General features: G+C 43.2%; 25 protein-coding genes and 2 pseudogenes. 18 read left to right on the forward strand and 9 right to left on the reverse strand.

Features of this window, described 5'->3' with window-relative positions; translation table 11 throughout:
- The first annotated feature begins 333 nt into the window (after positions 1 to 333).
- From HDEF_RS07585 to HDEF_RS07615, 7 genes are all read left to right on the forward strand, one after another.
- Positions 334 to 678: a hypothetical protein gene (locus tag HDEF_RS07585; protein WP_015874072.1), complete on the forward strand. Its 345-nt coding sequence runs from the start codon at positions 334 to 336 to the stop codon at positions 676 to 678.
- A gap of 190 nt (positions 679 to 868) precedes the next feature.
- A complete protein-coding gene (locus HDEF_RS07590) occupies positions 869 to 1,354 on the forward strand; it encodes a M15 family metallopeptidase (protein WP_015874073.1) in 486 nt (161 codons plus the stop codon).
- Complete coding sequence (locus HDEF_RS07595; RefSeq protein WP_044612366.1) at positions 1,354 to 1,758, forward strand: 3TM-type holin; 405 nt, start codon at positions 1,354 to 1,356, stop codon at positions 1,756 to 1,758. Before HDEF_RS07590 ends, HDEF_RS07595 begins: the two co-directional genes overlap by 1 nt.
- Positions 1,759 to 1,919: 161 nt before the next feature.
- Positions 1,920 to 2,198, forward strand: a complete 279-nt coding sequence (locus HDEF_RS07600) for a hypothetical protein (protein WP_015874075.1) — start codon at positions 1,920 to 1,922, stop codon at positions 2,196 to 2,198.
- Positions 2,198 to 2,728 (forward strand): hypothetical protein, encoded by a 531-nt coding sequence (locus HDEF_RS07605; RefSeq protein ID WP_044612367.1) that lies wholly within the window; start codon positions 2,198 to 2,200, stop codon positions 2,726 to 2,728. Before HDEF_RS07600 ends, HDEF_RS07605 begins: the two co-directional genes overlap by 1 nt.
- Before the next feature lie 19 nt (positions 2,729 to 2,747).
- Positions 2,748 to 4,151 carry a phage terminase large subunit gene (terL, locus tag HDEF_RS07610; protein ID WP_044612554.1) on the forward strand — a complete coding sequence of 468 codons (1,404 nt, stop codon included), beginning with the start codon at positions 2,748 to 2,750 and terminating at the stop codon, positions 4,149 to 4,151.
- Positions 4,145 to 4,609 carry a phage portal protein family protein gene (locus HDEF_RS07615; RefSeq protein WP_086935010.1) on the forward strand — a complete coding sequence of 155 codons (465 nt, stop codon included), beginning with the start codon at positions 4,145 to 4,147 and terminating at the stop codon, positions 4,607 to 4,609. Before terL ends, HDEF_RS07615 begins: the two co-directional genes overlap by 7 nt.
- Before the next feature lie 15 nt (positions 4,610 to 4,624).
- Here the strand turns inward: HDEF_RS07615 and HDEF_RS07620 are convergent, their stop codons facing one another.
- Together HDEF_RS07620 and HDEF_RS07625 are read right to left on the reverse strand one after the other, a co-directional pair.
- Complete coding sequence (locus HDEF_RS07620; RefSeq protein WP_086934965.1) at positions 4,625 to 5,158, reverse strand: IS630 family transposase; 534 nt, start codon at positions 5,156 to 5,158, stop codon at positions 4,625 to 4,627.
- A complete protein-coding gene (locus tag HDEF_RS07625) occupies positions 5,070 to 5,447 on the reverse strand; it encodes an IS630 transposase-related protein (protein WP_012737971.1) in 378 nt (125 codons plus the stop codon). Before HDEF_RS07625 ends, HDEF_RS07620 begins: the two co-directional genes overlap by 89 nt.
- 69 nt (positions 5,448 to 5,516) lie before the next feature.
- On the opposite strand from HDEF_RS07625, the pseudogene HDEF_RS07630 reads away from it, so the two are divergent.
- The 4 genes and pseudogenes from HDEF_RS07630 to HDEF_RS07640 form a co-directional block, all read left to right on the forward strand.
- Positions 5,517 to 6,458, forward strand: a pseudogene (locus tag HDEF_RS07630) (DUF935 domain-containing protein); the annotation flags it as partial.
- A gap of 111 nt (positions 6,459 to 6,569) precedes the next feature.
- Positions 6,570 to 6,722, forward strand: a complete 153-nt coding sequence (locus HDEF_RS12610; RefSeq protein WP_158533958.1) for a hypothetical protein — start codon at positions 6,570 to 6,572, stop codon at positions 6,720 to 6,722.
- A 180-nt stretch (positions 6,723 to 6,902) separates the two neighbouring features.
- Positions 6,903 to 7,166 (forward strand): phage integrase Arm DNA-binding domain-containing protein, encoded by a 264-nt coding sequence (locus HDEF_RS11710; RefSeq protein ID WP_015874078.1) that lies wholly within the window; start codon positions 6,903 to 6,905, stop codon positions 7,164 to 7,166.
- 300 nt (positions 7,167 to 7,466) lie between these two features.
- A complete protein-coding gene (locus HDEF_RS07640; RefSeq protein ID WP_015874079.1) occupies positions 7,467 to 11,414 on the forward strand; it encodes a C80 family cysteine peptidase in 3,948 nt (1,315 codons plus the stop codon).
- On the opposite strand, the gene rpoS is transcribed toward HDEF_RS07640, so the two are convergent.
- Genes rpoS through ftsB form a run of 5 tightly spaced genes read right to left on the reverse strand, consistent with a single transcriptional unit; the run spans position 11,348 to position 14,922 of the window.
- Positions 11,348 to 12,355, reverse strand: a complete 1,008-nt coding sequence (rpoS, locus tag HDEF_RS07645; RefSeq protein ID WP_015874080.1) for an RNA polymerase sigma factor RpoS — start codon at positions 12,353 to 12,355, stop codon at positions 11,348 to 11,350. The genes HDEF_RS07640 and rpoS overlap by 67 nt on opposite strands.
- A gap of 54 nt (positions 12,356 to 12,409) precedes the next feature.
- Complete coding sequence (gene nlpD / locus HDEF_RS07650; protein ID WP_015874081.1) at positions 12,410 to 13,375, reverse strand: murein hydrolase activator NlpD; 966 nt, start codon at positions 13,373 to 13,375, stop codon at positions 12,410 to 12,412.
- Positions 13,376 to 13,385: 10 nt separating this feature from the next.
- Positions 13,386 to 13,859 carry a 2-C-methyl-D-erythritol 2,4-cyclodiphosphate synthase gene (gene ispF / locus HDEF_RS07655; protein ID WP_044612558.1) on the reverse strand — a complete coding sequence of 158 codons (474 nt, stop codon included), beginning with the start codon at positions 13,857 to 13,859 and terminating at the stop codon, positions 13,386 to 13,388.
- A gap of 20 nt (positions 13,860 to 13,879) precedes the next feature.
- The gene (ispD, locus tag HDEF_RS07660) at positions 13,880 to 14,605 is read right to left on the reverse strand and encodes a 2-C-methyl-D-erythritol 4-phosphate cytidylyltransferase (protein ID WP_015874083.1); all 726 of its coding nucleotides are present in this window, start codon (positions 14,603 to 14,605) and stop codon (positions 13,880 to 13,882) included.
- Between the two features lie 2 nt (positions 14,606 to 14,607).
- Positions 14,608 to 14,922: a cell division protein FtsB gene (gene ftsB, locus HDEF_RS07665; RefSeq protein WP_015874084.1), complete on the reverse strand. Its 315-nt coding sequence runs from the start codon at positions 14,920 to 14,922 to the stop codon at positions 14,608 to 14,610.
- Positions 14,923 to 15,049: 127 nt separating this feature from the next.
- On the opposite strand from ftsB, the gene queD reads away from it, so the two are divergent.
- Positions 15,050 to 15,430: a 6-carboxytetrahydropterin synthase QueD gene (queD, locus tag HDEF_RS07670; protein ID WP_015874085.1), complete on the forward strand. Its 381-nt coding sequence runs from the start codon at positions 15,050 to 15,052 to the stop codon at positions 15,428 to 15,430.
- A 10-nt stretch (positions 15,431 to 15,440) separates the two neighbouring features.
- Here the strand turns inward: queD and tsaC are convergent, their stop codons facing one another.
- Entirely contained in the window at positions 15,441 to 16,010 is a 570-nt protein-coding gene (gene tsaC / locus HDEF_RS07675; protein WP_015874086.1) for an L-threonylcarbamoyladenylate synthase type 1 TsaC, read from the reverse strand.
- A gap of 17 nt (positions 16,011 to 16,027) precedes the next feature.
- A pseudogene (dprA, locus tag HDEF_RS07680) lies at positions 16,028 to 17,128 on the reverse strand (DNA-protecting protein DprA).
- Positions 17,129 to 17,250: 122 nt separating this feature from the next.
- Between dprA and def the strand changes: the two are divergent.
- The 6 genes from def to hemL all read left to right on the forward strand — a co-directional run bounded on the left by def (position 17,251) and on the right by hemL (position 25,158).
- On the forward strand, positions 17,251 to 17,766 hold the full coding sequence (def, locus tag HDEF_RS07685) for a peptide deformylase (protein WP_015874087.1): 516 nt from the start codon (positions 17,251 to 17,253) through the stop codon (positions 17,764 to 17,766).
- Positions 17,767 to 17,839: 73 nt separating this feature from the next.
- On the forward strand, positions 17,840 to 18,799 hold the full coding sequence (gene fmt / locus HDEF_RS07690) for a methionyl-tRNA formyltransferase (RefSeq protein ID WP_015874088.1): 960 nt from the start codon (positions 17,840 to 17,842) through the stop codon (positions 18,797 to 18,799).
- Entirely contained in the window at positions 18,799 to 20,088 is a 1,290-nt protein-coding gene (gene rsmB, locus HDEF_RS07695; protein ID WP_015874089.1) for a 16S rRNA (cytosine(967)-C(5))-methyltransferase RsmB, read from the forward strand. Before fmt ends, rsmB begins: the two co-directional genes overlap by 1 nt.
- 17 nt (positions 20,089 to 20,105) lie before the next feature.
- Positions 20,106 to 21,482, forward strand: a complete 1,377-nt coding sequence (gene trkA / locus HDEF_RS07700) for a Trk system potassium transporter TrkA (RefSeq protein ID WP_015874090.1) — start codon at positions 20,106 to 20,108, stop codon at positions 21,480 to 21,482.
- Between the two features lie 64 nt (positions 21,483 to 21,546).
- Positions 21,547 to 23,853, forward strand: a complete 2,307-nt coding sequence (locus HDEF_RS07705; RefSeq protein WP_015874091.1) for a Tex family protein — start codon at positions 21,547 to 21,549, stop codon at positions 23,851 to 23,853.
- A gap of 18 nt (positions 23,854 to 23,871) precedes the next feature.
- Complete coding sequence (hemL, locus tag HDEF_RS07710; RefSeq protein ID WP_015874092.1) at positions 23,872 to 25,158, forward strand: glutamate-1-semialdehyde 2,1-aminomutase; 1,287 nt, start codon at positions 23,872 to 23,874, stop codon at positions 25,156 to 25,158.
- Positions 25,159 to 25,426: the final 268 nt, after the last annotated feature.

A 25,426-nucleotide genomic window follows, 5' to 3' on the forward strand; every position in this document is an offset into this window, starting at 1 on the left:
AGGTTGCAGGTAAAAAGGCAAAGTGCAACCTCAAAAAATATATTAAATACAATAATTTACTTTAAAAAGGTTGCAGGTTGCACCTGTTCTTATTAAATGGTAAGGGAATAAAATAATTTAGTCACCTGCTGTTTTATACTATTACTAAGTTTTAAAAATGGTGCAACCCTCCAACCGCTGCAACTTTTTTAGTTAAAGACTAATTAAAACAAAGCATTAACCAAAAATATTATTAAAAGCTTGGTGCAACCCTTAAACCTGACAGACCAAAAAATACGCTGTGACGCATCGAATGACGCAACCTGAACCGGATGACGCAATGGAGAAAGCAGCATGAATGTATTGCACGAAATCGCCGAAGTCATCGGCCCCGATATGGCGGTGAAGTTAGGGCAATTAATGGGTGGCGCGCGTTTATACGTGCCCGCCAAGGTGACAGAGGACCACCCGTTCAGCTTGGTCCTTGGGGCCAACACCGCACAGAAGCTGTGTGACTACTATTGCGGGGATGTGATAGAAGTCCCCTGTAAAAAAGTCTTTCGACAGGTGAGGAATGACATCATCAGCCGCGAATATCACAGCATGACACCTGAAAAAGAGAATCGGGCTAACATTCTCGCGTTAAAGTATGGCCTGACGTCTCGCCAGGTCCTGAATATCGCCAGACTGGCCGCTTAGTCACCGTTGGTGTGCTGGCGGCCATCAAGGCTTCGACTCTTGATATCGTTTCATCAGACGCCAAAAACCGTCAAAATTCTTCTTAACCTGTTCATTCCCCTCCCCATTAGGTGAAACATTTCATCTGAACTTTGACAGCGTTTATCCCCAAGCTACCGCGTTATCAGAAGACCTGAAACGAGGTAACGTTATGGCTTACAAATTAGGCCCCCGCTCACGCCAACGTCTGGAAGGGGTTCACCCTGACCTTGTGTGTGTGGTTGAACGGGCTATCCAAATCACCCCTGTGGATTTTACTGTGCTGGAAGGCGTCAGAACAGTCGAACGCCAGAAAACCCTCTTGGCCAAGGGCGCTTCCAAAACAATGAATAGCCGCCACTTAACCGGTCACGCCGTTGACTTGGGCGCTTGTTTAGATGGCTCAGTTCGTTGGGATTGGCCGTTATATTACCCGATAGCGGACGCGATGAAGCAAGCCGCGGAAGAACTCGGAATTCGTGTTTATTGGGGGGCGTGTTGGAGTTGCATTAACGATGAAGACAATTTAAGCGACGCAGTTATCGCGTACATAGAGCGTAAAAAAGCGGTGGGTAAAAAGCCGTTCATGGATGGCCCCCACTTTGAACTTTCCTCGTCAGACTTTCCCGACAATGAATGCCTGGAGGAGGCCTCATAATGGCGGTATGGCCTTTTTTATCCGGGCTGGTTCAGCCCGTCACACAGTTAATTGATGAAATGCACACCAGCGACGAAGAGCGCCTTCAAGTGAAATCCAGGCTGTTTGAAATGCAAAGTGCTATGGCGGCACAGATGTTAAATTATGAAGCCCGTCTTGTTGAAACCAAGACAAAAGTCATCGCCGCTGAAGCACAGGGGGCAAGCTGGATGCAGCGCAATTGGAGACCCCTCACCATGTTGACTTTCCTCGGTCTGGTGGTGGCGGATACATTCGGCCTGACAGAATTCAGATTGGCACAGGAAGCATGGACATTGCTTCAAATTGGCCTGGGGGGGTATGTCGTGGGTCGCAGTGCTGAAAAAGTCATTCCTAAACTCACTGAACTCATGCGTAAGGACTAGGTCATGATTGAAAAAGCCACCGTGGCAGCGGCCTGATGAGGGCAAGACGGCTGACCGATTCTATTGAGCAAAAACGGGGATTGGTCTGTACGGGGATTGCCGAAGAAAACACCCGGCGTTAGCCGCCTCCGTGAATGCGATATCAAATAAAGGGTTATAGAATGAATCCACCCAATGGCCGCCGCGAGTGGCACTTGGATAAGACCGTGAGTATCGGCCACATCATCAGCACCCTGGTGATTGCCCTGTCTTTATTTTCATGGGCCTTAACGATAGATAAACGCGTTGAACAAAACGCGCAAAGCATCGAATTTCTCGCTCAAAACCATAAGCGTCTTGAAAACCATGTTGACTCAACCCGAAACGAAATCAGGCAAGACCTACGGGCCATCAATGCCAAATTGGACAGATTGATTGAACGAAGAATGGACGGTCAGTGATGGCTAACATCATTGACTGGCTGGGCGTAGAAACCGAGTACCGTGCCGGGTTGCAGTCGTTACGCAAAATGGCCACGGAGTTTGGTACCTCTGAGGGCACGATTCGCCGTAGAGCAAAGCAATACGGTTGGGTTCGTGACGGGAGCATGGTCAAGCGCGAACGCGTCAAAGCCCACTTTGCCGGTAAACCCGCCCCCGAAGTCGCCAACCAACCCGAAGCGGTGGTTAAAGCGATTGATGCGGCGGCCATTGAAGACATCAAGGACATGGGCACCGGTTTGGAGAATGCCCGGTTAGCGTTGGAAATCGCCAATAAGGCATTGAAAAGGTTGGCTGAAGAGAAACAGTACCTCCATTTGATCGTTCAGGATGCCCGCAACCTGAAAGTATTGACAGAAACCAACCGCCATAATGTGGAAGTGATCCGCCGTATTCGGGGACTGGATGACCCAGCAACAAATGACCGTATCCCCCTGTCTGAGGTGGATGACGTTATTATAGAGCGATATCTCCATGCACGTACCCAATAAAGCCCAATTCTATGAGGCGATGTTACGTGATGACCTCTCCAGCTTCATTCAACGCACCTTTGCCACAGTAGACCCCGGTGCTCAATATTTGCATAACTGGCACGTTGACCTGATAGCGGAATACCTGAAGGCCTGTACTGACCGTGACATAAAACGGTTGATCATCAATATACCGCCGCGCTATCTGAAATCCATCGCCGTGTCTGTCGCCTGGCCCGCATGGGTATTGGGTCATGCGCCCAGTTCAAAGTTTTTAGCGTCCAGTTATTCAGATAAATTAGCCCTGAAACACAGTGTGGATTGTCGTTTAGTGGTTCAAAGCGCCTGGTATCGGCGAGTCTTCCCCTGTGTGGGTTTAGTGAAAGATCAAAATGAAAAATCCAGGTTTGTCACCACGGCACGGGGGCACAGAATAGCCACCAGTACCGGCGGCACCGCGACGGGGGAAGGGGGAGATTTTCTGATTGTGGACGATCCGCACAACCCCCGACAAGCGGAAAGCCCAACAGAAAGAGAAAAAGCCTTGGAATGGTTTGACCAGACTTTCTACAGCCGTTTAAACGACAAGAAAAACGGCGTCATTGTGGTCGTCATGCAGCGGCTTCATGAAAAAGACCTGTCTGGGCACTTACTCGCCCAAGGGGGCTGGGAACATGTCAAAATTCCGGCCATCGCAGAAAGCAGGACTATGATTGACTTTGGCCGTATCCGTAAAACCCGAAGCCCGGGTGAACTTCTGCATCCAGAACGGGAAGGGAAACCTGAAATCGCCAAGACCCAGACAGCATTAGGCACTTATGGCTTCTCGGGTCAATACCAGCAGGAACCGGTCCCGGCTGAAGGGGGCATGATTAAAAAGCCGTGGGTCCATCGTTATAAAACGCCTCCGGCTCACCCTGTCCGAATTGTTCAATCATGGGATACCGCCTACAAATCGGCCCAACTGAATGACCCGTCTGTGTGTACCACATGGGCAGAAACCCAACTGGCCTATTACTTGCTGGAGGTGTGGCGTGACCGGGTGGAATATCCGCGTTTGAAGTCGGCAGTGAAGAGCCTGGCTGAAAAATGGCACCCGAATGCGATTTTGATTGAGGACAAAGCCAGCGGTCAATCTTTGATTCAAGAGTTAAAGGCAAGTACCCCACTCCCCATCATTGCCATCACCCCTGAACAGGACAAGCTGACCCGCATGTCTGCCCAGTCTGCCCAGTTTGAAGCGGGGAAGGTCTTTATTCCTGATTCAGCCGCCTGGTTACTGGATTTTGAGAAAGAGCTATTCACTTTCCCGCTGGCAGAGCATGACGACCAAATCGACAGCACCAGCCAATTCTTGGGCTGGGTGAGCAATCAGCAACAAAGTTACGGCTACAGCCCCGTTAAGGGCGATGGCCATCGCTTCAAACGTCAAGGAGCATGGTAAAGATGGTTCGAAACAAGAAATCGCAGAAAAAGCAGGAGACCCAAAAACTCTCAGGTGAACTGGCGGGGCCTACCGCTGTTCGTCATCTCTGGGGGAGGGGTTCGGTCGCCAGTGGCTTAACCCCACAACGATTGGCCAATCTCTTGAAATCCGCAGCGGAAGGGGATACGGAGGCGTATTTGACCCTGGCTGAAGAAATGGAAGAACGTGACCCGCATTATTCCAGCGTGTTGCGTACCCGCAAGATGGCGGTGGCCAGTTTACCGGTCACCGTCGTTGCCGGGGGCGAAGACAGCCGGGCACAACAATGTGCACAAGACATTCACCGCCTGATGGAGGCCCCTGACTTTGGCGACCTGGTAGACAATGCCTTGGACGCCCTCGGTAAGGGCTATAGTGTGAATGAAATTATGTGGGATAGAACGGGTGTGAAGTGGGAACCGAAAGCATATAGCTAAACGACATAAGAATAGTTACATAATATGTTCTGAAAACAAGGTATTGATGTCGCATTGAAGTTCTCTTCTTTTTCTTTTAGCTTGAGCCCATGTGTGCTCAATAGGGTTGAACTCGGGCGAATAAGGAGGCAAATATTCAATAGAATGACCGGCGTTGAGAATGGCGTGTTGAATATCTTTTCGCTTGTGGAAAGAAGCGTTATCCATCATCATCACGCACGGATGAGGAAGAGCGGGTAGGAGCAGCTGAGTGACCCAGGCATAAAAAACATCGCTGTTAATGGAGCAGTTAAAGAGGCCCACCGCGATGAGAGTGACCCCTAATAAGGCACCAATGACGTTAGTGCGGCCCTTAGCCTGCCAATCGTGAGTCCCAAAACAGCGTTGACCTCGTGTAGCGTATCCGTAGAGGCGGGGCATATCGTGAGCAAAGCCGCTCTCATCGAGATAAACCAGAGATTTACCCTGCTTTTGATACCCCGCGATTTTTTCCTGGAACCCCTGTCGTGCCTCTTCGTTTGCCTTGGGATGACGCAGAGTTTTTTTTATAGGTCAGACCCCATCTTTTCAATGCTTGCCAGATGGCTTTGGGGCACACCCCGAAACGGGCCGCCCGTTCCCGTTGATAGCTATCTGGATACTCTGCCACATCTTTGATAAACGCCTCTTTATCCATCTTGCCTCGACGCGGACCCGAGGGTTTCGGTTCTATTCGCTTGAGCCAACGCCTGAGAGTATCTGTACCTACGTGAAAACGCTTCGCCGTTGCTCTGATGCTCAGTCCTTCTTTCTCTCGAATACTCAGGACTTTTTGACGAAAATCCACTGAATAACTCATAGTGACCTCATGCTAATTAGTTCTTTATATTGTAACTAAAATTAAATCGCTTAGCTATACCGCTGGCGCGATCCGCGTTTCTTCCTGTTTCATCCTGAACATCCTGAAGACATGCGCATTGTGGACGAAGCCGACCCCATTCATGGCCTGTCGATGCCCCCTTATAAATTTATTGTGCATCAACCGCGATTGAAATCAGGCTTGGCGCTTCGTGGGGGCTTAGCCCGACTGGTGGCCTTTTCCTATCTCTGCAAGATGTATGGCATGAAAGACTGGCTCGGATTCCTTGAGAGTTACGGTATTCCGCTCCGGTTAGGCAAATATGGCCCGTCAGCCAGTGAAGAAGATAAAAAAGTATTAAAAACGGCGGTGGCCAATATAGGCTCTGATGCGGCGGCCATCCTGCCTGATTCCATGGTGATTGAATTTCAGCAGGTCGCGCAGGCGTCCGGGGCCTCTGAAGTCTTTTCCCGTATGGTCGAATGGATTGACCGGCAAATCTCCAAGGCCGTATTGGGTCAAACGGCGACCACGGAAGGCACGCCGGGGAAATTAGGCAATGAAGCGTCGCAGGAAGCCGTACGGCAAGACATTATTGCCGCAGATGCCAGGCAACTGGCCAATACCCTCAACCGTGACCTGATCCGGCCCTATATTGATATTAATTATGGCCCTCAAGCCGTTTACCCGCGTGTCATGATCACCCTCCCTGAAAAGGAAGATGTGACGGCCTTGGCGGCGAATTTAGAAAAGCTGGTGCCCTTGGGTCTGAAAGTCTCGGCATCAGAGGTAAGAAACAAGCTGGGGCTCTCAGAGCCGGCGAAAGAGGCGGATTTATTGAGTGTCTCTACAACCCCCGCTCAAGCCTCCGCAACAAACCGCGCACAGGGCTGTGCCTGTTCAAACAGGGCTATCAACAGAAATCAACCTGATGATATTGAGGTTTTAGCAGAGGAGATGTTAACCGATTGGGAACCGCAGATAACCCCCAGCGCACCTTTGCGACGGTAGACCCGGGGGCGGAATATTTGCATAACTGGCACGTTGGCCTTGTTCTGGCTTAATGAATTCAGACAGTAAATTAATCCCGAAAGCGTTACTGAACAAAGGAAGTACAAGAAAATGTCTCAGCCAACATTTAAACCAGAATTGAAACGCGAAGTAGCCCATCTGGTTATCGAACAAAATTACCCGTTTCGTCAAGGCAGTGAAGCCATGGGTGTGAGTATCAGCGCCCTCCGTGATGGGGTGAGGCGGTCAATGAGCCCCTTCTAGCTTAAATTCAGGGCTGTAGGGGAGTTTGTGTTTCTTATCCATTTTTACACCTGTATTGATAACTTAAGTCTATCACCTGGTTTTTATCAGGTGGCCAAATTAACTATGCCACTACAATATGACGTAAGGCCTCATCTCATCGGCCGTAGGCCTTGCCTTATTCATGCATAAAAAACCTTAATGGAGAAAATACATGGCCCGAACAGGAAAAACAGCCGGGATCTATCTCCTCATCTGCATGTTCGTCATCAGGGCTACTACTGCTACCGAGACCCACGGACGGGGAAAGAATATGGATTAGGAAAGGAAAAGCGGATGGCCATCAATGAAGCCATTTCGGCCAATCGGCAGATTTTTGACGCCCCTGTGAGCCTGAACGACAGAATCAACGAAGTGAAGGCGCTCTCAATGACAGAATGGATGGAACAATTTACAAAAAAATGACAGCAACGCTCAACTTGTATCAAATCTAAAAAAGACAGATATATAAATAATAACATGATGACTGAATTGCAGAAATTTTAATAAGACAGCCGTGGGGGATTAATGCGTAGGCCCAGTGGTGAAATGGAATTTTGATCTGTTTTTTATAAAATATAGATTTATAAGGTCTCATTTTTAATGAGACGTGTTTTAGAATATCCTTAGTAATTCGAATATACTCTAAAACAGAGATATCTATTAATACTAATACAAAAATGACTCCCTCAGAATTTTTCTATTTTTTAAGGATGAAAAATAACCATGACCCAAGAGCAATTCCCCCGAAATTCTTTTATTCCTCATCATCAATCTGGTCTGCCTGTTCATCGAACCAAACGGACACCTGCTGATTTTGTGCCGGTTACCCAATGGGATGGCCTATATGAAACTGTCATGACAAGATCTGATGGCGGTTTGACCCGATATGCGGGACAACTGATTATCCAGCTAGAAAATGATCCGATCATCCTGGATGCTGCCTTGAGACTAGCGGAAAAACATCCCGGCTCAGTTTTAGTCCAACTTGACCAGCGAAATCATTATCGCGTGTTATCAGGCTGTCCAAAAGCGCTTCAAGGCAAATTACGTTGGCAAGTAGTAGGACACGGCAATCCCGCTCGTGCAAATACATCACCCTCTATTAGGAGAATGTCTGGCATGAACCCGGGTGGTTTAGCCGAACTTTTAACTCATTTTAATCAACATTTTAGTAAAAAATATCATATCGACAGTACTCCAAACCGGATCAGTTTAGTGGGATGTCGGCTGATCAATTACACCCCCCCTAATTTTGCGACTCAGTTTGCGAGAGCAATGAAACGCAAGGGTATTCTGGCCGACATATCGGCCAGAACAGAACTCGTGGCTGTCGCTGATGGTTCTGGCTCTGGTAAAAAATTTACTACTCAAACACTATCAGAAATCGGGGCTCAGACGGCAGGCAAGACTTTGCTTTTAGGCTGGAATAAAAATGGTGAGCTGATACAAAAAAAGCACAGTAGCGCTTTTAGGTTGTTATCTCCTGTATTAGATGCCTGGGCACCTCGGTATTTTACGAATCCTAAAATACAAAATAAAAGATTTAGGTATCTTGTTTATCCTTCTAGCATCACAGATTTGATGTCACGCAAAGACATTTTTTCAAAAAACATTCAGGATAAACTCAGGCAATCTGATCTTATTTCTGCCAGTATTTTGTCAAATGAGACCCTCAGAGGTTATACGGTAGGCGTGATATTAGAGGTCCCCGAACAAAATATTTTGGCCGCCGACCCAGATGAAACCTCGCTTGAAGCCAACTTTAAAGAAGTGATAAAAAAATCCGGCGGCGAGGGATTAGCGCTGACAAAAAACATTCCTGTTTCTGAATTAACACGTAATGGTATGTTATCGAAACAATTATTTTCTTACCCGCAACGAGTAGCCACGCCTGATGATATTATCAATAATACCCTTTCACAAAATACAGTGCTGATCACTGGTCGACCAGATATCAATATTTATCCCCACTATCCGGTGACAAAAGACATTAAAATCACCGGGCTGTTTTTAATATCTTCTGATGATCTTAAAAATACAGGGGGTGCTTCACATTTTTCTTCTTCAAAAACTCTGACATCAAAAAATTTTCGGTTATTCAGTGAGGCTGCTCGAGACATTGCCCAAGAATTAGACATTGAGTTAAAAGTGATCAAAGTACGTCAGTGGGTTGATGGCTTCACCGGTCATACAAGGAACATCACCTCAGAAATGAATCAAAAGAGCTCGAAAAATCTTTCAGATATGGCTCGTGCTCAAAAACATATGACTTCTTCTTTAACGGACAAATTAAAACAAATTTTGATTTTGGTCGATCACCTTTCCTCGAGGCGGGAGAGCTTATTAAGCTTAGGTCATTTTCAACTCTTAACGGAGTTTTTTCACCTCCCCTCAGGAGAACTCGACCGAAAAAAATTATATCAAACATTGTCTGATCCCCTGCTGTATTCTGAATTTACAAGTCAAGTACAAAGCCTGATGCAATTGAGTGACGCTCATGATCAACTAGGGGGTTTAACAGGACAGCTGGCCTTAAAAAGAACCGCTGACTGGGATAACTTCGTCGTCGAAAATCTGTTGAATTGGAACGAAAGGATAAAATTATACAATAATACGGCTGAATTTCGTGCTGAAATTCAGCCTTCTGTACAAGCGATTTATATAGACGATGGCAGTGACTTGGCGCAACAAAAAGCGAGAAAGGTGAGTGCAGCTTATTTAAGCTTACTCAAGACGGGCGATGACGCTTTACTTGTCAAATTACTGAACTCTTTTCAATCTCATGCTGAGATCAGCGCGCAAAAAATATTTTTTCCACTAGACGATAAAGAAGCCGAAAGTTTCAGGCGAGTGATTCATCAGATGGAAGACGCCTCTGTTTTTGTTCACAAAGGCGCTCAGAATCTCTCTCAATTTTTTAACACATTGGCGCATCAAACGGCAGGGTATTACCAGCTGCGTATGGGGCAACATATTTTAACGATAGCCAAACGTCAAAGCGTTGATAAAAAAATTCATTGGTCTCTCTATGATGCGAATTTTGGTGAAATACGTGTCACGACTTCAGATGTTCAAAAAGCCAGTCACCCCATGAGAGTGCTGTTACATGATTATTTCACCCGCTTAAGCGGTACGCCTCAACAAGGGGGGGCGGTTGTATTGGATGTGTATCAGTTGGAGCCGACTCAAATGTTGCAATCTGCCTCTTTTAAAAAATTGCAATCATTGATGAGCACGACTGATGGTTCTTTGTCGATACCCTTGAAGCCGGTTCAAACTCAGAAAAATCTCCTCAACCCACGATTTTTAAAGCTATCTCGTACGATCGGTATGTTTGGGGAAGCCAGTCAAGGTCTCTCTTGGCTCCAATCTGTCACATGCCTGTCTCATTACTGGCGCCGTCGTTCTTCTGATGAATTAATGGAGCCTGAAAAACAGGCACTGGACTTTCAAGCCAAACTCGCGATGTCGGGTCTGTTATACGACCTGGGGAGCATCTTGTTAACATTAGGGTTTAGACAATTGGGCGCCCGCATTATGCAAAAGATCTCTTATCAGCCTGTTCTGGGGGTCTCTTCCAGAATAAGAGGTTTGCACTATAAAGCAGGCGTCACGGTGGCTCGATATGGCGGGGCTTTTTTAAATATGTTTGGAGCCGCTTTCGATATTTATCAAGCCCAAAAAGCCGCCACTGAACTGAAAACGGCAACGGCCCCTGATGCTCGACAAGATTTACAGGTCAGTCTGGCACTGTCTTCTTTAAGTGCTTCTATCAGTCTAGGAAGCGGCCTTGCATTCTTGGCTTTGACGGGACAAATCGCATTAATGGCTGGGGCGATAGGAATAGCCTTAGGTATGTTGACCGCTGTAGCGGGGGGGATCTATTTTTCAGTTCGTCAGGTGCAAGAGATTGAGCGATATACCACATTGACGGGGTTACAAAAATTACGGACGGGATGGTTGAAATTTTGGGGCGCAGAAGTGGACATCGACATCACCAATCAGGTCACCAAAGGACAGGCAGCAATAGAGGCTAAAAAAACCCTGCTGCAACAGTGTCAAACCCATTTTCAAACATTATTGGATTCCGATACAGAAATAGAGACGGTGTATTACAGCACAGGAAACATCATGTTGAGCGAACATCCCTATCAAAAATTAACAGGTAAAAAATGGACTATGTTGATCCGTCTAGGGACTCGATATTTACTCGAAGACATTAAAGATAAAATATTGCCCTCCCAAGCTGGGGCAATTTTATTAGAGTATAGAGAAAAAAAAGTGCAGAACGATTTACCTCTTTATATGGATCTTACCTTACAAGACAGCCAGTACAAATTTTACGACATCAAGGCACTTTCACCTACCGATGACAAGATATCGCTTGACACTGAGGCACATTCAGACGGGATTTTATCTTTAAACAGACTGGTCACGCCTTCAAGCCTCTCCTCTTCTGATATGCAATCCAATCCCCCCAATGCCACAAACCCGGCCAAAATTTATTTTTTTTTGGGAGACGGAGACGATGAGGTGGTCGGTCATCGAGAAAAAAGAAATATGTTTGACATTGGTGACGGGGTCAAAAACTTTAAGGGAGGAAATCAAGCGGATATGTTTAAACCTTGTGTTTGCAGCATTTCTTTCAAACGGAGCAAGCCTTCAACCTGAATTTGTCGAACACGTTCACGCGTTAAACCAATTTCACATCCCACCTCTTCAAGTGTCGCGGGCTCGTAACCTAATAATCCAAAGCGTCTTGCTAAGACTTCTCGTTGCTTAGTACTCAATTCAAATAGCCATTTAACGACGCTTTTTTTCATATCATCATTTTGGGTTGTATTCTCAGGATCATTGTCAGTTTCATCAGATAAAACATCTAATAATCCTTTTTCTGCCGCATTTCCAAAAGAAGTATCAACAGAGCTGATACGTTCATTAAGCCGTAACATACGGCTGACATAATCAACAGGTTTATTCAGTTGCTCTGCAATTTCTTCTGGGCTGGGATCATGATCAAGTTTATGGGAAAGTTCTCTTGCAGCACGTAAATATACATTTAACTCTTTGACGACATGGATAGGTAAACGAATAGTTCGCGTTTGGTTCATAATCGCACGCTCAATCGTTTGACGTATCCACCATGTGGCATAAGTTGAAAAACGAAAACCCCGCTCAGGATCAAATTTTTCAACAGCACGAATGAGACCTAAATTACCTTCTTCAATTAAGTCTAATAATGGCAGACCACGATTGATATAACGACGAGAAATTTTTACCACTAAACGTAAATTACTTTCTATCATTCTTCGACGTGACGATTCATCGCCACACAATACACGGCGAGCAAAATAAATTTCTTCTGCTGCTGTTAATAAGGGAGAATAGCCAATTTCACCAAGATAAAGCTGAGTTGCATCCAGTACTCGCTGTGTGACATTTTCTACTAATAATTCATCTTCTTCGTCTTCATCTAACTCACTTTCAGTAGATTCATCGACTAGTAAAAATTTTTCAGTGAAAATTTCTGGGTCTAGATTATTTTTTTCACTGTACTGCGTAAAATTAATATCTTCATTTAACTCGTTAACTTTCAGCGTATTTTGTCTCATATGCTGCTCCTGCCCGTAATACCGAAAACAAAATTTCAGCGTATTTTGCTTAATTTATCGCTGCGAAAGGTACTGCAGCGGGTTGACGGATTTCCCTTTATAACGAATTTCAAAATGTAACTTTACTGAACTGGCTCCGGAGCTACCCATATTTGCTATTTTTTGCCCAGCTTTGACTTTTTGTTGTTCCCGGACCAGTATCTTGTCATTATGAGCATAGGCACTCAGGTAATCATCACTGTGCTTAATAATGATTAAATTACCATAACCTCGTAATGCATTCCCTGCATAAACCACTTGCCCATCTGCTGTTGAAAAAATAGGTTGTCTTCGGGAACCACTGATATCAATCCCTTTATTACCTCCTTCGGAAGCAGAAAATTCATCGATAATTTTTCCGTCAGTCGGCCATTTCCATTGAAGCGTGGGAGCTGTACCATGATTTTTTGAGGTATTAATCGGATTACGAGGCAAAGTAACATCAGGTGTTGATTTTTCAACAATAGCTGATTTTTGCAATATTTCGCTAACATTTTGTTTACCTGAATGTTGAGAATACGCGTTAGTTGATTGAGAATCAACCATTGTTGTTTGAATTTCCTGGTGAGATGGGCGAAGAGGTAAGCCAATAGAAGTCACGTCTTTTTGTTTTATCATCTGTTTAGAGTTTTTATCTAACTGAATTAACTGATGAATTTTTAGTGTATAAGGTTCAGGAATATTATTTTTTTTTGCTAAATCACGATAATCATTTCCTGTAAGCCAAGCAATATAAAATAAGGTGTCACCTCGTTTCACTCGATAGGTATGCCCGTTATAACTGCCTTTAAGAGTATTATCATAACTGCGGTTATAGATAATTGTATGCATTCTGTCATGTTCTTGTTTAATTTTAATAGAATGGTCTCTGGCAACACTAATAGGCGCTGGTTTTGAGTCTTTATTACTACAGGCAAAAAGAGAGAAGTTGGCAATCATAAATAGAGATTGATATAAAATGCGGCGGGTGTTTTTTTTCATTATATTATCTTCATTTTTTGATTAATAAAACCACTGCTTCAGATGCAATACCTTCACCACGGCCAATAAAACCCAATTTTTCGGTTGTGGTGGCTTTGATATTAATGTGATCTATGTTGCACTGAAGATCTTTGGACAGATTTTCTCTCATTTCTGGAATGTAAGGTGCCATTTTAGGTTCTTGTGCAATAATAGTGATGTCTATATTCCCTAATTGATATTTTTTCCCCAGAATTTTCTCATAGCTTCTGCACAATAAGGCGCGACTATCGGCATTTTTGAAATCTGGGGAGGTATCAGGGAAAAGTGTTCCAATATCACCTAAAGCTGCAGCACCGAGCAATGCGTCAATCACTGCATGTAAGACCACATCCCCATCTGAATGGGCTATCACACCCTGTTTTTCAGGGATATAAACCCCCCCAATGATCAGGCGAGAAGACCCGCCAAATTTGTGGACATCAAAACCCTTTCCTATGCGTATTAGATTTAACATATTCACGTTCATGGTGATTCATCATGTTTTTGGTTTAAGTAAAATTCAGCTAACTTTAAATCTTCTGGATAAGTGATCTTGATATTGTCAGATCTCCCCTGGATTAATAGTGGATGATAACCATAGCATTCAAGTACAGAGGCTTCATCTGTGACGAGTTTTTTTTCTGCTAAGGCACGTGATAAACAATTTTTTAATAATCCAAAAGGGAATAGCTGTGGTGTCAGGGCATGCCAAAGTTTGGCTCTCTCAGGGGTAGATGAAATAGTCATATCAGCCTGAGCTATTTTTATTGTATCTCGAACAGGCGTGGCTAATATACCTCCTACTTCACTGTGTTGAGTAATAGAAAGTAAATGCTCTATATCTTCATCACTGACACAGGGGCGAACGGCGTCATGAACCAGGATCCATTTAGAATGCACGTTAAGGTAACCGAAATATTTTAACCCTGCCAAAACAGAATTTGCACGTTCTTTTCCACCTAAAGCCACCCGAATTTTCGGATGTCGAGCAAGAGGTGTTGATTGAAAAAAATGATCTTTAGGGTGAATCACAATCATAATCTGTTGAATACAAGGATGAGATAATAAAGGTTTAACCGCGTATTCAAGTATTGTTTTACCTCTGATTGAGAAATATTGTTTTGGGCAATCTGTTTTCATTCGAGACCCGATGCCTGCAGCAGGCACAACAGCCATTACCTCAAGAGAAAGAGAAGTGTATGTGTTCATTTTTATCTTAATTGTTTAGCAGGAGAAACGATGTTGGTTTTTGAGGATTCAGGGATCAAACGATAAAATTTTTCATCTTGTTTGATCATCCCTAAATCATTTCGAGCACGCTCTTCCAGTGCTTCTTTTCCCCCGTCTAAATCGTTAATTTCAGCAAAAAGTTGGGCGTTTCTCATTTTTAATTCATTATTTTTTATTTTTTGTTCTGCGACATCCTTTTTAATTCGGACAAAGTCACGAATCCCATTTTTCCCTAACCAAAGAGAATATTGTAATCCAATTGCTAATAACAGCAGCAGCAATATAAATATTTTCATATAACCTCTTAAAAATGGCCTCATCATTCTATTAATTTTGGGTGTACTTTAGTCCAGAAGCTTTTTAAAATCCTTATAAGCCAATAAAGGTCTATAAAAATATGTTTAAAAGAGGCAATTTTGTATTATGAACACCAGTTTGTTTAAAGAATTTCAATTTGAGGCAGCTCATCGTCTTCCTTACGTTCCTGAAGGACATAAATGTCGGCGTTTACATGGTCATTCATTTGTAGTTCGATTAGAAATTATTGGCAAAATTGATACTAAAAGTGGTTGGATTATGGATTTTGCTGATTTGAAAGCAGCATTTCAACCTATTTGGAATAAATTAGATCATCAATATTTAAATGATATCGAAGGATTGGAAAATCCAACCAGTGAGTTATTGGCCGTTTGGATTTGGGATCGACTTAAGCCTAAATTACCTCAATTAAGTTCAATCACTATCAAAGAAACCTGTTCAGCAGGTTGTATTTATAGAGGCTCTGAGACCCATTTAGGGCAATAGACCTTCATACTTATCCTGAGCGAATTAATCTATCGGTCAACGCATCTCTGATTTCAGAGGGTTTCATATGCCCTCCTACATTGCCTGATAACACAGACAACTGATGGCCGAACTGTAAAACCACTTCTCTGGATGTACGGCAAGGTGTTTGGCCTGTCATGTTAGCACTGCTTGACACCAAAGGCTTACCAAAGCAGGAACATAACTGTCTGACCAAAGGATGAGCAGACACTCTGACTGCCAATGAATTAAATTCCCCACTTAACCAAAAGGGTGTTTGGATAGAGGTTGGGAAAACCCAGGTTAAGTGCCCTGGCCAGCTTGTAAAAATTTTTTCACGTTGTTCAGCACTGACCTGCTCATCATTAATATAGGGTTGTAATTGCTGATAACTGGCTGCTATCAAAATCAATCCCTTTTTTTGAGGGCGTTGCTTTAAAAGCAATAAATTATTCACCGCTTTTTGACTATCTGGATCACAGCCTAAGCCAAAAACAGATTCTGTCGGATAAGCTATTACCTGCTCTTTTTTTAATGCTTTTAAGACTGAAGCGAACGTAGGGTTATTTTTTATCTGCATGTCATCATTACACCTTACTATTTAAGACGAATATACCCGCCGTTCACGGAAGAAACCCATCCTTCAAGTTCCAGGTCAAGTAATTGGATGAGTATTTGTGATACTGGTTGATTTGTACGTTGGGCAATCAGATCAACAGGAGTGGCTTCATACTCTATGCTGCTCAATAAAGCAGGAAACGGCAGCTCCAATGACGACTCTGATTGTGTAAAAGCCACACTGGCAGACCGAGACATCGGCAACCATTTTAGTGAACTTCTTATTTGCTCAATAATATCTTGGGGTTTGTTGACCAAATAAGCGCCTTGTTGAATTAACCAATGAGTCCCTTCGCTGGTAGGGCTTCCTAGAGGACCAGGTAAAGAAAATACGTCGCGACCTTGTTCAAGTGCATAACGAGCGGTAATAAGAGAGCCACTTCTCAGAGAAGCTTCTACCACGACAACTGCGGCGCTCAGCCCACTGATAATTCGGTTTCTTTTTGGAAAATGCGTGGCCAAAGGCAGAGCAGTAGTTAAAAACTCAGATACAATAGCGCCCCCTTCTTCTGTAATACGTTTGGCTAAATCACAATGACGTCGAGGATAAATATTTTCTAAACCACTGCCCAGTACGGCAATGGTTTTACCCGTTGAATTCAAGGCAGATTGATGGCAAATGCTATCAATTCCAATCGCTAATCCACTGGTAATAATCAATCAGGTCTGGACGAGCTCTTTGGTAAAATATTTTGCCCAACGCTCACCATAGTGGCTGAAATTTCGGCTGCCAACCATGGCAATTTGTTCTTGAGAAAGAGTAGAGATATCTCCTATCGCAAATAATAAAAGAGGTGCAGAAGAGATATAAGTGAGTTGTTTTGGATAGTCTGAATCACCATACACCAGCAGATGATGAGCATCTTTTTCTAACCAGGTTAAGGTAGCGTTAATGTATTTTTCATTTAAAGGTGAAATAAATTGTTGGCATTGTTTTTGGTTTAAACCTCCGGCCATAAGCATATCCGGATCCGGTTGAATGTCAGCATAACCCTGTAAATATTCTGCTACTTTCATCCTTTGAGCGGTATTTAACCCTTTGACCATACTCATTCGTAACCATATTTCTGCTTTTAACATAATCTCTCTCTTTACAAAGCCTGTTATGAAACAGGCCTGATATGATGTTGTTCATCAATAACAAAAATGATTAAAATGAGCATTCAGTATTTTTTATTACTTCAATAGATATCGAATAATTTATGTCAATATTACAAATATTACATTTTCCAGACGATCGGCTTCGCAAAATTGCAAGTCCAGTAAAAAAAATGGATGATCAAATTCGGCAAATAGCGGATGATATGCTGGAAACTATGTATCAGGCGGAAGGCATTGGTTTAGCGGCAACGCAGGTCAATATTCATCAACGGATTATTGTTATTGATGTTTCAGAAGATCGTCATCAGCCTCTCATATTAATTAATCCGGAATTATTAGAAAAAAGCGGAGAAACCGGCATTGAAGAAGGTTGCCTTTCTATTCCTGGCGAAAAAGCGTTCATACCAAGAGCAAAAGAGATTACCATTCAAGCATTAAACCGTGAGGGGAGATCTTTTAGGTTGTCTGCCGATGACTTATTGGCAATTTGCATTCAACACGAAATGGATCATCTTATTGGGAAGCTTTTTGTCGATTACCTTTCGCCCTTTAAGCGTCAGCGTATCCAAAAAAAGATGGAAAAACTGCAAAAAATTAATGAAAAAAAAGATAAATGAACCAATAGCACAAAACAACTTACCCCTTTCTATTGGTTTTGAAAGACGTCTCATCTCAATTTAAGGAAGCTCAGTGTCCGAATCTTTAAAAATTATTTTTGCAGGGACACCAGATTTCTCAGCCTGTCACCTTCAACATTTATTATCTCATAGACAAAAAATTCTCGGCGTTTTTACACAACCCGATCGTCCTGCTGGAAGAGGAAAAAAACTGGCTTTTAGCCCGGTAAAAATCTTGGCCACCCAACATCATATTCCCGTTTATCAACCTCATTCACTCGGTTTAAAAGAAGAGCAACAAAGTATCCTTGATTTAGATGCGGATGTCATGGTCGTGGTTGCCTATGGTTTACTCCTTCCTCAAGCGGTATTGAACATGCCTCGTTTGGGATGCATTAATGTGCATCCTTCTCTTCTTCCTCGCTGGCGGGGCGCGGCTCCGATTCAACGGGCGATTTGGGCAGGAGATCAAGAAACGGGGGTGACTATTATGCAAATGGATTCAGGATTAGACACAGGGAACATGTTGTATAAAACCGTTTATCCAATACAGCCCGATGATACCGGCGCGAGTTTGCAGGCTAAGTTGGCCGCATTAGGATCTCAAGATTTATTGCTTACATTAAAAAAAATGGCTGAAGGCAAAATGCACGGAGAAACTCAAGATGAACAAAAAACAACTTACGCTCACAAATTAACTAAAAAAGAAGCGCGCCTCGATTGGTTGCTGCCTGCTGCTCATTTAGAACGCTGTGTTCGGGCATTTAACCCCTGGCCTGTCAGTTATTTCATAATAAATGAACAAATTATAAAGGTCTGGGAAGCTCAAGCCATGCCCGATTCGCAGCAAGTTTCTCATCTCCAGCCAGGCACCGTCCTAAAAGCGGATAAAAACGGGATCCAAATTCTTACTTCTGAGGGTGTGTTAAACATGACGAAATTCCAGTTGCCTGGTAAAAAAATTATCTCTGCCTGGGATTTTCTCAATTCAAGAAATGAATGGTTTCAAATAGGGAAGCAACTTTTATCCTGATGAAAAATACATATCATCTTCGCGCTATTGCTGCTCAAATTATCAGTCAAGTATTAGATAAAGGGCGTTCACTCAGTGTTGTTTTGCCTGAAGTACAGAATCATGTCCCTTATAAAGATAAGGCATTGCTCCAGGAACTGTGTTTTGGCACCTTGAGGGTGCTGCCAAGGTTGGAGCATTGTGTGAAGCATTTAATGACACGCCCGTTAAATGCCAAAAAACGTCTTTTGCATTTCTTGCTGATGGTTGGCTTATATCAGCTCATTTATACCCGCATTCCACCACATGCTATTTTATCTGAAACAGTGAAAGCGGCTGCTGTTTTGAAATATCCACAATTCAAAGGATTGATAAACGCGATACTGCGTGAATTTGAGCGGAGAAAAGAAAGCTTACTTCAAAAAGTGGAGGCTCAAGATCCTTATTTACATCCACAATGGTTATTGCAACGAATAAAAACCGCTTATCCTGAACAATGGCCATCTATTTTGAGGGCGAATAACGAAAGACCTCCAATGTGGATAAGGGTTAATGTGCTTCATCATTCTAGAGAAAAATATCTGACAGAATTAGAAAAATCAGGAATCAAAGCAAAAGCGCACTCTATTTGCCTTGACGCAGTACAAATTTTGCCCCCATGTTCAGTCAAAGAACTCCCTGGTTTTGATCTGGGTTGGGCAACAGTCCAGGATGTGTCGGCTCAAAGATGTATTGATTTACTCGACCCCCAAAACGATGACTATATTCTTGATTTATGTGCGGCCCCTGGTGTTAAAACAACTCATATTCTTGAGAGGGCTCCCAGTGCTGATGTATTAGCGGTCGATATCGATGCAAAGCGTTTAGAGCGCATAAAAGAAAATTTACAACGTTTGCATTTATCAGCCAGGCTAAAAGTGGCTGACGCTCTTGTACCTGAGCAATGGTATGAAGGAAAAATGTTCGATAAAATTTTACTGGATGTGCCTTGTTCCGCCACAGGTATTATTCGTCGCCATCCTGATATCAAATGGCTCAGGCGTGATAGTGATATCGCAGCACTGGCTCAATTACAATCCGAGATTATCAAAGCTGTCTGGCCAACGCTCAGACAGGGAGGGATGCTGCTTTACAGCACTTGTTCTATTTTACCTGAAGAAAATCAACAACAAATCACCGAATTTTTGAAACATCAACTCAATGCAGAAAGCATAACAATTCAAGATGAAGCAGTAATAGGTCTACAAAACTTGCCCCAAACTGATGAAGGTGATGGTTTCTTTTATGCAAAAATCACCAAGCGCTCGTGACAAGGGTATAAAAAATTATGAAAATCATTATTCTTGGAGCAGGGCAGGTAGGTGTAACACTGGCAGAAAACCTGGCGAGCGAAAATAATGATATCACTGTTGTTGACATTGATGTCAACCGCTTGCGTGAGCTACAGGACAAGTTAGATCTACGAGTGATACAAGGGCAGGGATCTTATCCTCGTATATTAAGAGAAGCAGGTGCTCAAAATGCAGATATGTTAATTGCAGTCACCAATTCTGATGAAATCAATATGATGGCCTGCCAGGTGGCTTATTCATTGTTTAACACACCCAATCGCATCGCTCGTATTCGTTCTACTGAATATATTTTTGAAACGGCGAAGCTTTTCCAACCCGAAGTCATACCTGTTGATTATCTGATTTCACCAGAGCAATTAGTCATCAATTATATTTATCAGCTCATAGAGTATCCTGGGGCTTTGCAAGTGATTAATTTTGCTGATAAAAAAATCAGTATTGTTGCAGTAAATGCGTATTATGGCGGTCCTCTTGTCGGTAATGCACTTTCTTCTTTACCTGAACGTATGCCTCATATCAACACAAGGGTTGCGGCTATTTTTCGGCAAGATAGACCGATTCGGCCACAAGGGTCCACTATTATTGAAGCGAATGATGAAGTGTTTTTTGTGGCCGCTTCGCAACACATTCGAGCTGTGATAAGTGAATTACAGCGTTTAGAAAAACCTTACAAACGGATTATGATAGTCGGAGGCGGTAATATAGGGGCTGGTTTAGCACTAAAATTAGAAAAAAATTACTATGTTAAATTAATTGAGCGTAACAAAAATAGAGCCACCGAATTAACAGAAATGTTAAATAATACGATTGTTTATTATGGTAATGCCTCTGATCAGGAATTACTGGCTCAAGAGCAAGTAGAGCAAGTCGATGTTTTTATCGCTGTGACTAATGATGATGAAGACAATATTATGTCAGCCATGTTAGCAAAAAAGATGGGCGCTAAAAAAGCCATGGTGCTGATTCAACGTAGTGCGTACGTTGATTTAGTGCAGGGCGGCGTCATAGACATTGTGATTTCACCGCAACAAGTCACTATTTCAGCGTTATTGGGTCATGTGCGCAAAGCAGATATTGTGAGTGTTTTTTCACTTCGCCGTGGTGTTGCTGAAGCCATTGAGGCGATAGCTCATGGTGATGAAAGCACATCTAAAGTCGTCGGTCGTAAAATTAAAGATATTAAGCTTCCTTCGGGTACGGTTATTGGGGCTATTGCACGCGGTGATGAAGTGATTATTGCCAATAATAACGCTGTCATTCAACAAGGGGATCATATTGTGATGTTTATTACTCATAAAAAATTTGTGCCTGATGTTGAGCGATTATTTCAACCTAGCCCCTTTTTTTTGTAACTGACTATGAAAAATAAATAAAAATAATCTCCTCTTTCGCTCCATTACGTTGATGATAAAAATCATGATGAATTCATTAAACCATCTTCTTGCAGAAGAAATTAAAGCCGATCCCAAGCAGGTTTCTTGTGCAGTGCAGCTATTAGATGAAGGAAATACCGTTCCTTTTATCGCGCGTTATCGTAAAGAAATCACAGGGGGATTAGATGACACTCAACTTCGGTTATTAGAAAGCCGGTTGGGTTATTTGCGTGAATTAGCGGATCGTCGGCACAGCATTTTGAAGTCGATAGAGGAACAGGGAAAGCTCACCGATGCTCTAGCCAATGCGATTAACAGCACCCTAAACAAAGCAGAATTGGAAGACCTTTATTTGCCTTACAAACCGAAGCGTCGTACCAAAGGGCAGATTGCGATCGAAGCAGGTCTTGAGTCTCTTGCCGAAACGTTATGGCAGGACCCGCATCAAGATCCTGAGATCTTGGCGCAACAATATATCAATGCTGAAAAAAACATCACAGACACAAAATCCGCTTTAGAAGGCGCCCGTTATATTTTAATGGAGCGTTTTTCGGAAGACGCGGCATTGCTCTCAAAAGTGCGTCAATATCTTTGGAAAAATGCGCATTTCGTTTCTCAGGTTTTACCTGAGAAAGAAGAAGTAGGCGCTAAGTTTCGTGATTATTTTGATTATCAAGAGCCTATTGCAAAAATTCCCTCACATCGTGCGCTCGCGCTATTTCGCGGGCGTAGTGAAGGTGTGCTTCAATTGGCTTTAAAGGTGCTTTCAGACGAAGATCCCAGCGAAGCGATTCTGGTGGAGCATTTTAACATTCGGCTTAATAATGCGCCTTCGGATCATTGGCGCAAAACCGTGTTGCAATGGGCGTGGCGTGTGAAAATAATCCCCCATCTTGAAACAGAGTTGATGGGGAATGTACGAGAAATGGCCCAAGAACAAGCCATTGAAGTCTTTGCACTCAATATGAAAGATTTGCTGATGGCGGCCCCTGCAGGGATGCGTCCCACGATGGGAATGGATCCTGGGTTAAGAACCGGGGTGAAAATTGCGGTAGTCGATGCCACAGGAAAATTGCTCGCGACCGATACGGTGTATCCCCACACAGGTCAAGCAGCCAAAGCGGCTATCCGAGTGGCGCATTTGTGTCTTGAACATCAGGTAGAATGGGTTGCGATTGGGAACGGAACGGCATCCCGAGAAACAGAACGCTTTTATGCAGAAGTTCAAAAGCAGTATCCGGAAGTAAACAGTCAAAAAGTGATTGTCAGTGAAGCAGGGGCTTCCGTTTATTCCGCTTCTGAACTGGCGGCAGAAGAGTTTCCTGATTTAGATGTGTCTATTCGTGGTGCTGTCTCTATTGCTCGACGGCTACAGGATCCTCTGGCTGAATTAGTGAAAATCGATCCAAAATCGATTGGGGTGGGCCAATATCAGCATGATGTCAGCCAAACGCAGTTGGCTAAAAAATTAACGGCCGTGGTGGAAGATTGTGTCAATTCAGTGGGCGTCGATCTCAATACCGCCTCCGTTCCATTACTGACTCGAGTGGCTGGCTTAAGCACAAGCATGGCAAAAAATATCGTGAATTGGCGTGATCTTAACGGCCGTTTTATTCATCGGCAGCAATTACTCAACATTAACCAAGTCGGCCCAAAAGCGTTTGAACAAAGCGCGGGATTTTTGCGCATCAATAATGGAGACAATCCTTTAGATGCTTCCACTGTTCATCCTGAAGCCTATCCAGTAGTGGAAAATATTTTGAAATCGACGAAACAACACTTATCTCAATTGATGGGCAACATCTCCATTTTAAGATCATTAAATCCAGAGAATTTTGTGAATGACCGATTTGGTCTCCCCACAGTGCGCGATATTTTGAAAGAGCTTGAAAAACCAGGGCGGGATCCGAGACCTGAGTTTAAAACGCCGATCTTTTCTGATGAGATAGAAACGCTCAAGGATCTGATTCCAGGCATGATTTTACAGGGCTCTGTTACTAACATCACTCATTTTGGCGCTTTTATTGATATAGGTGTACATCAAGACGGCCTGGTGCATATCTCTTCCATGGCTAATCAATTTGTGACAGATCCTCATCAGCTGATCAAAACGGGCGACATTGTACAGGTTAAGGTGCTTTCTATTGATATGGAACGCAAGCGTATTGCTTTGAGCATGCGATTGGACGAACAGATCGCTGATAAAAAAGACAAAACGGCTTCTGAAAATGAATCAAAAGAAAAGAGACTGACCAAAAAAAGACCTCTTAAAAATGCCCCCATCAGTCATTTTAAGAATTCTGCACTCAGCGATGCGTTTGCTTCTGCGATAAAAAATAAACGTTCATAGTCATTAGGAACTTGTTAAATGAATGATTCCAATAAACTATACGACCTCGCTCAGTGTTTTATTCCAGGAGGGGTGAATTCTCCAGTTCGGGCATTTCAAGGGGTGGATGGTAAGCCTTTCTTTGTAGAAAAAGCAGGTGGCGCCTATTTATATGATGTAGACGGTCGAGCTTACATTGATTATGTCGGATCTTGGGGGCCGATGATATTGGGACATCGTCATCCGGTGATATGTGATGCACTGACTAAAGCGATTGAAAATGGGATTAGTTTTGGAGCACCCACTGAAATAGAAGTGAAAATGGCGCAACTATTGACCCAATTAATGCCCAGTATGGATATGGTGAGAATGGTGAATTCAGGCACAGAAGCGACCATGAGTGCCATCCGCCTGGCAAGAGGATTCACAAAACGAGATAAAATTATCAAATTTGAAGGCTGCTATCACGGTCATTCAGATTGTTTACTCGTCAAAGCCGGTTCGGGGGCTTTAACATTAGGGCAAGCTGATTCGCCAGGGGTTCCAAAAGATTTTGCTCAACATACTTTAATCTGTACCTATAACGATCTGAGCTCAGTCCGAAAAAACCTGGAGGATTATCCAAAAGAAGTAGCGGCTATTATCGTAGAGCCCGTTGCGGGAAATATGAACTGCATCCTTCCATCAGAAAATTTCTTGCCTGGATTGCGTCAATTATGTGATGAATTTGGAGCATTACTCATTATGGATGAAGTGATGACGGGTTTTCGGGTGGCTTTAGGAGGCGCTCAAGAGTATTACAATATCAAACCTGATCTTACCTGTTTAGGAAAAATTATCGGGGGAGGAATGCCTGTCGCTGCTTTTGGAGGGCGCAAGGAGGTGATGTCAATATTGGCGCCTTTAGGTCCAGTGTATCAGGCAGAGACGTTATCAGGCCATCCGCTCGGAATGGCGGCGGGTTTTGCCTGCTTAACAGAATTGGCTCGGCCTGGTTTGCATAAAAAATTAACTGAATTGACGACATTATTAGTCCTAAACCTAAAAAAGGCTGCTCAAGAACACAATATTCCTTTGATCATTAATCATCTTGGGGGGATGTTTGGTTTTTTCTTTACTGATGCGAAAACAGTCACTTGTTATGAAGATGTAAAAAAATGCAATATTGAACGTTTTAAACGTTTTTTTTATTTTATGCTTAAAGAAGGGATTTATTTCGCGCCCTCTGCGTTTGAGGCAGGTTTTATGTCATTAGCACACGGTGTTGAAGAAATTGAAAAAACAATCAGTTCTGCAAGGCGCTGCTTTGCTCAAAGTCGATTCTGATGCCATGGGCTGTATTTGATAAACGCAAAAATTCAGCATTTTCTGGCGATCTCAATTTTTTGAATTTTAACCGCTAAATTTTTCATGTCTAAGCTCCCTGTAAAACCTCTGAGGGCTGTCATCAATTTTTACCTGTTAAGGATTATTTTTTATTTATCTTGAACTTTATTTTAAAAAATCAGCTGACATTGCATTTAAATTCTCACTCTAATTAACATCTCTGGCCTTGTTGGCATCCCTTCTGACTGATACAGTAGGTGAATTTCGT

Source organism: Candidatus Hamiltonella defensa 5AT (Acyrthosiphon pisum), assembly GCF_000021705.1.
GTDB classification, from domain to species: domain Bacteria; phylum Pseudomonadota; class Gammaproteobacteria; order Enterobacterales; family Enterobacteriaceae; genus Hamiltonella; species Hamiltonella defendens.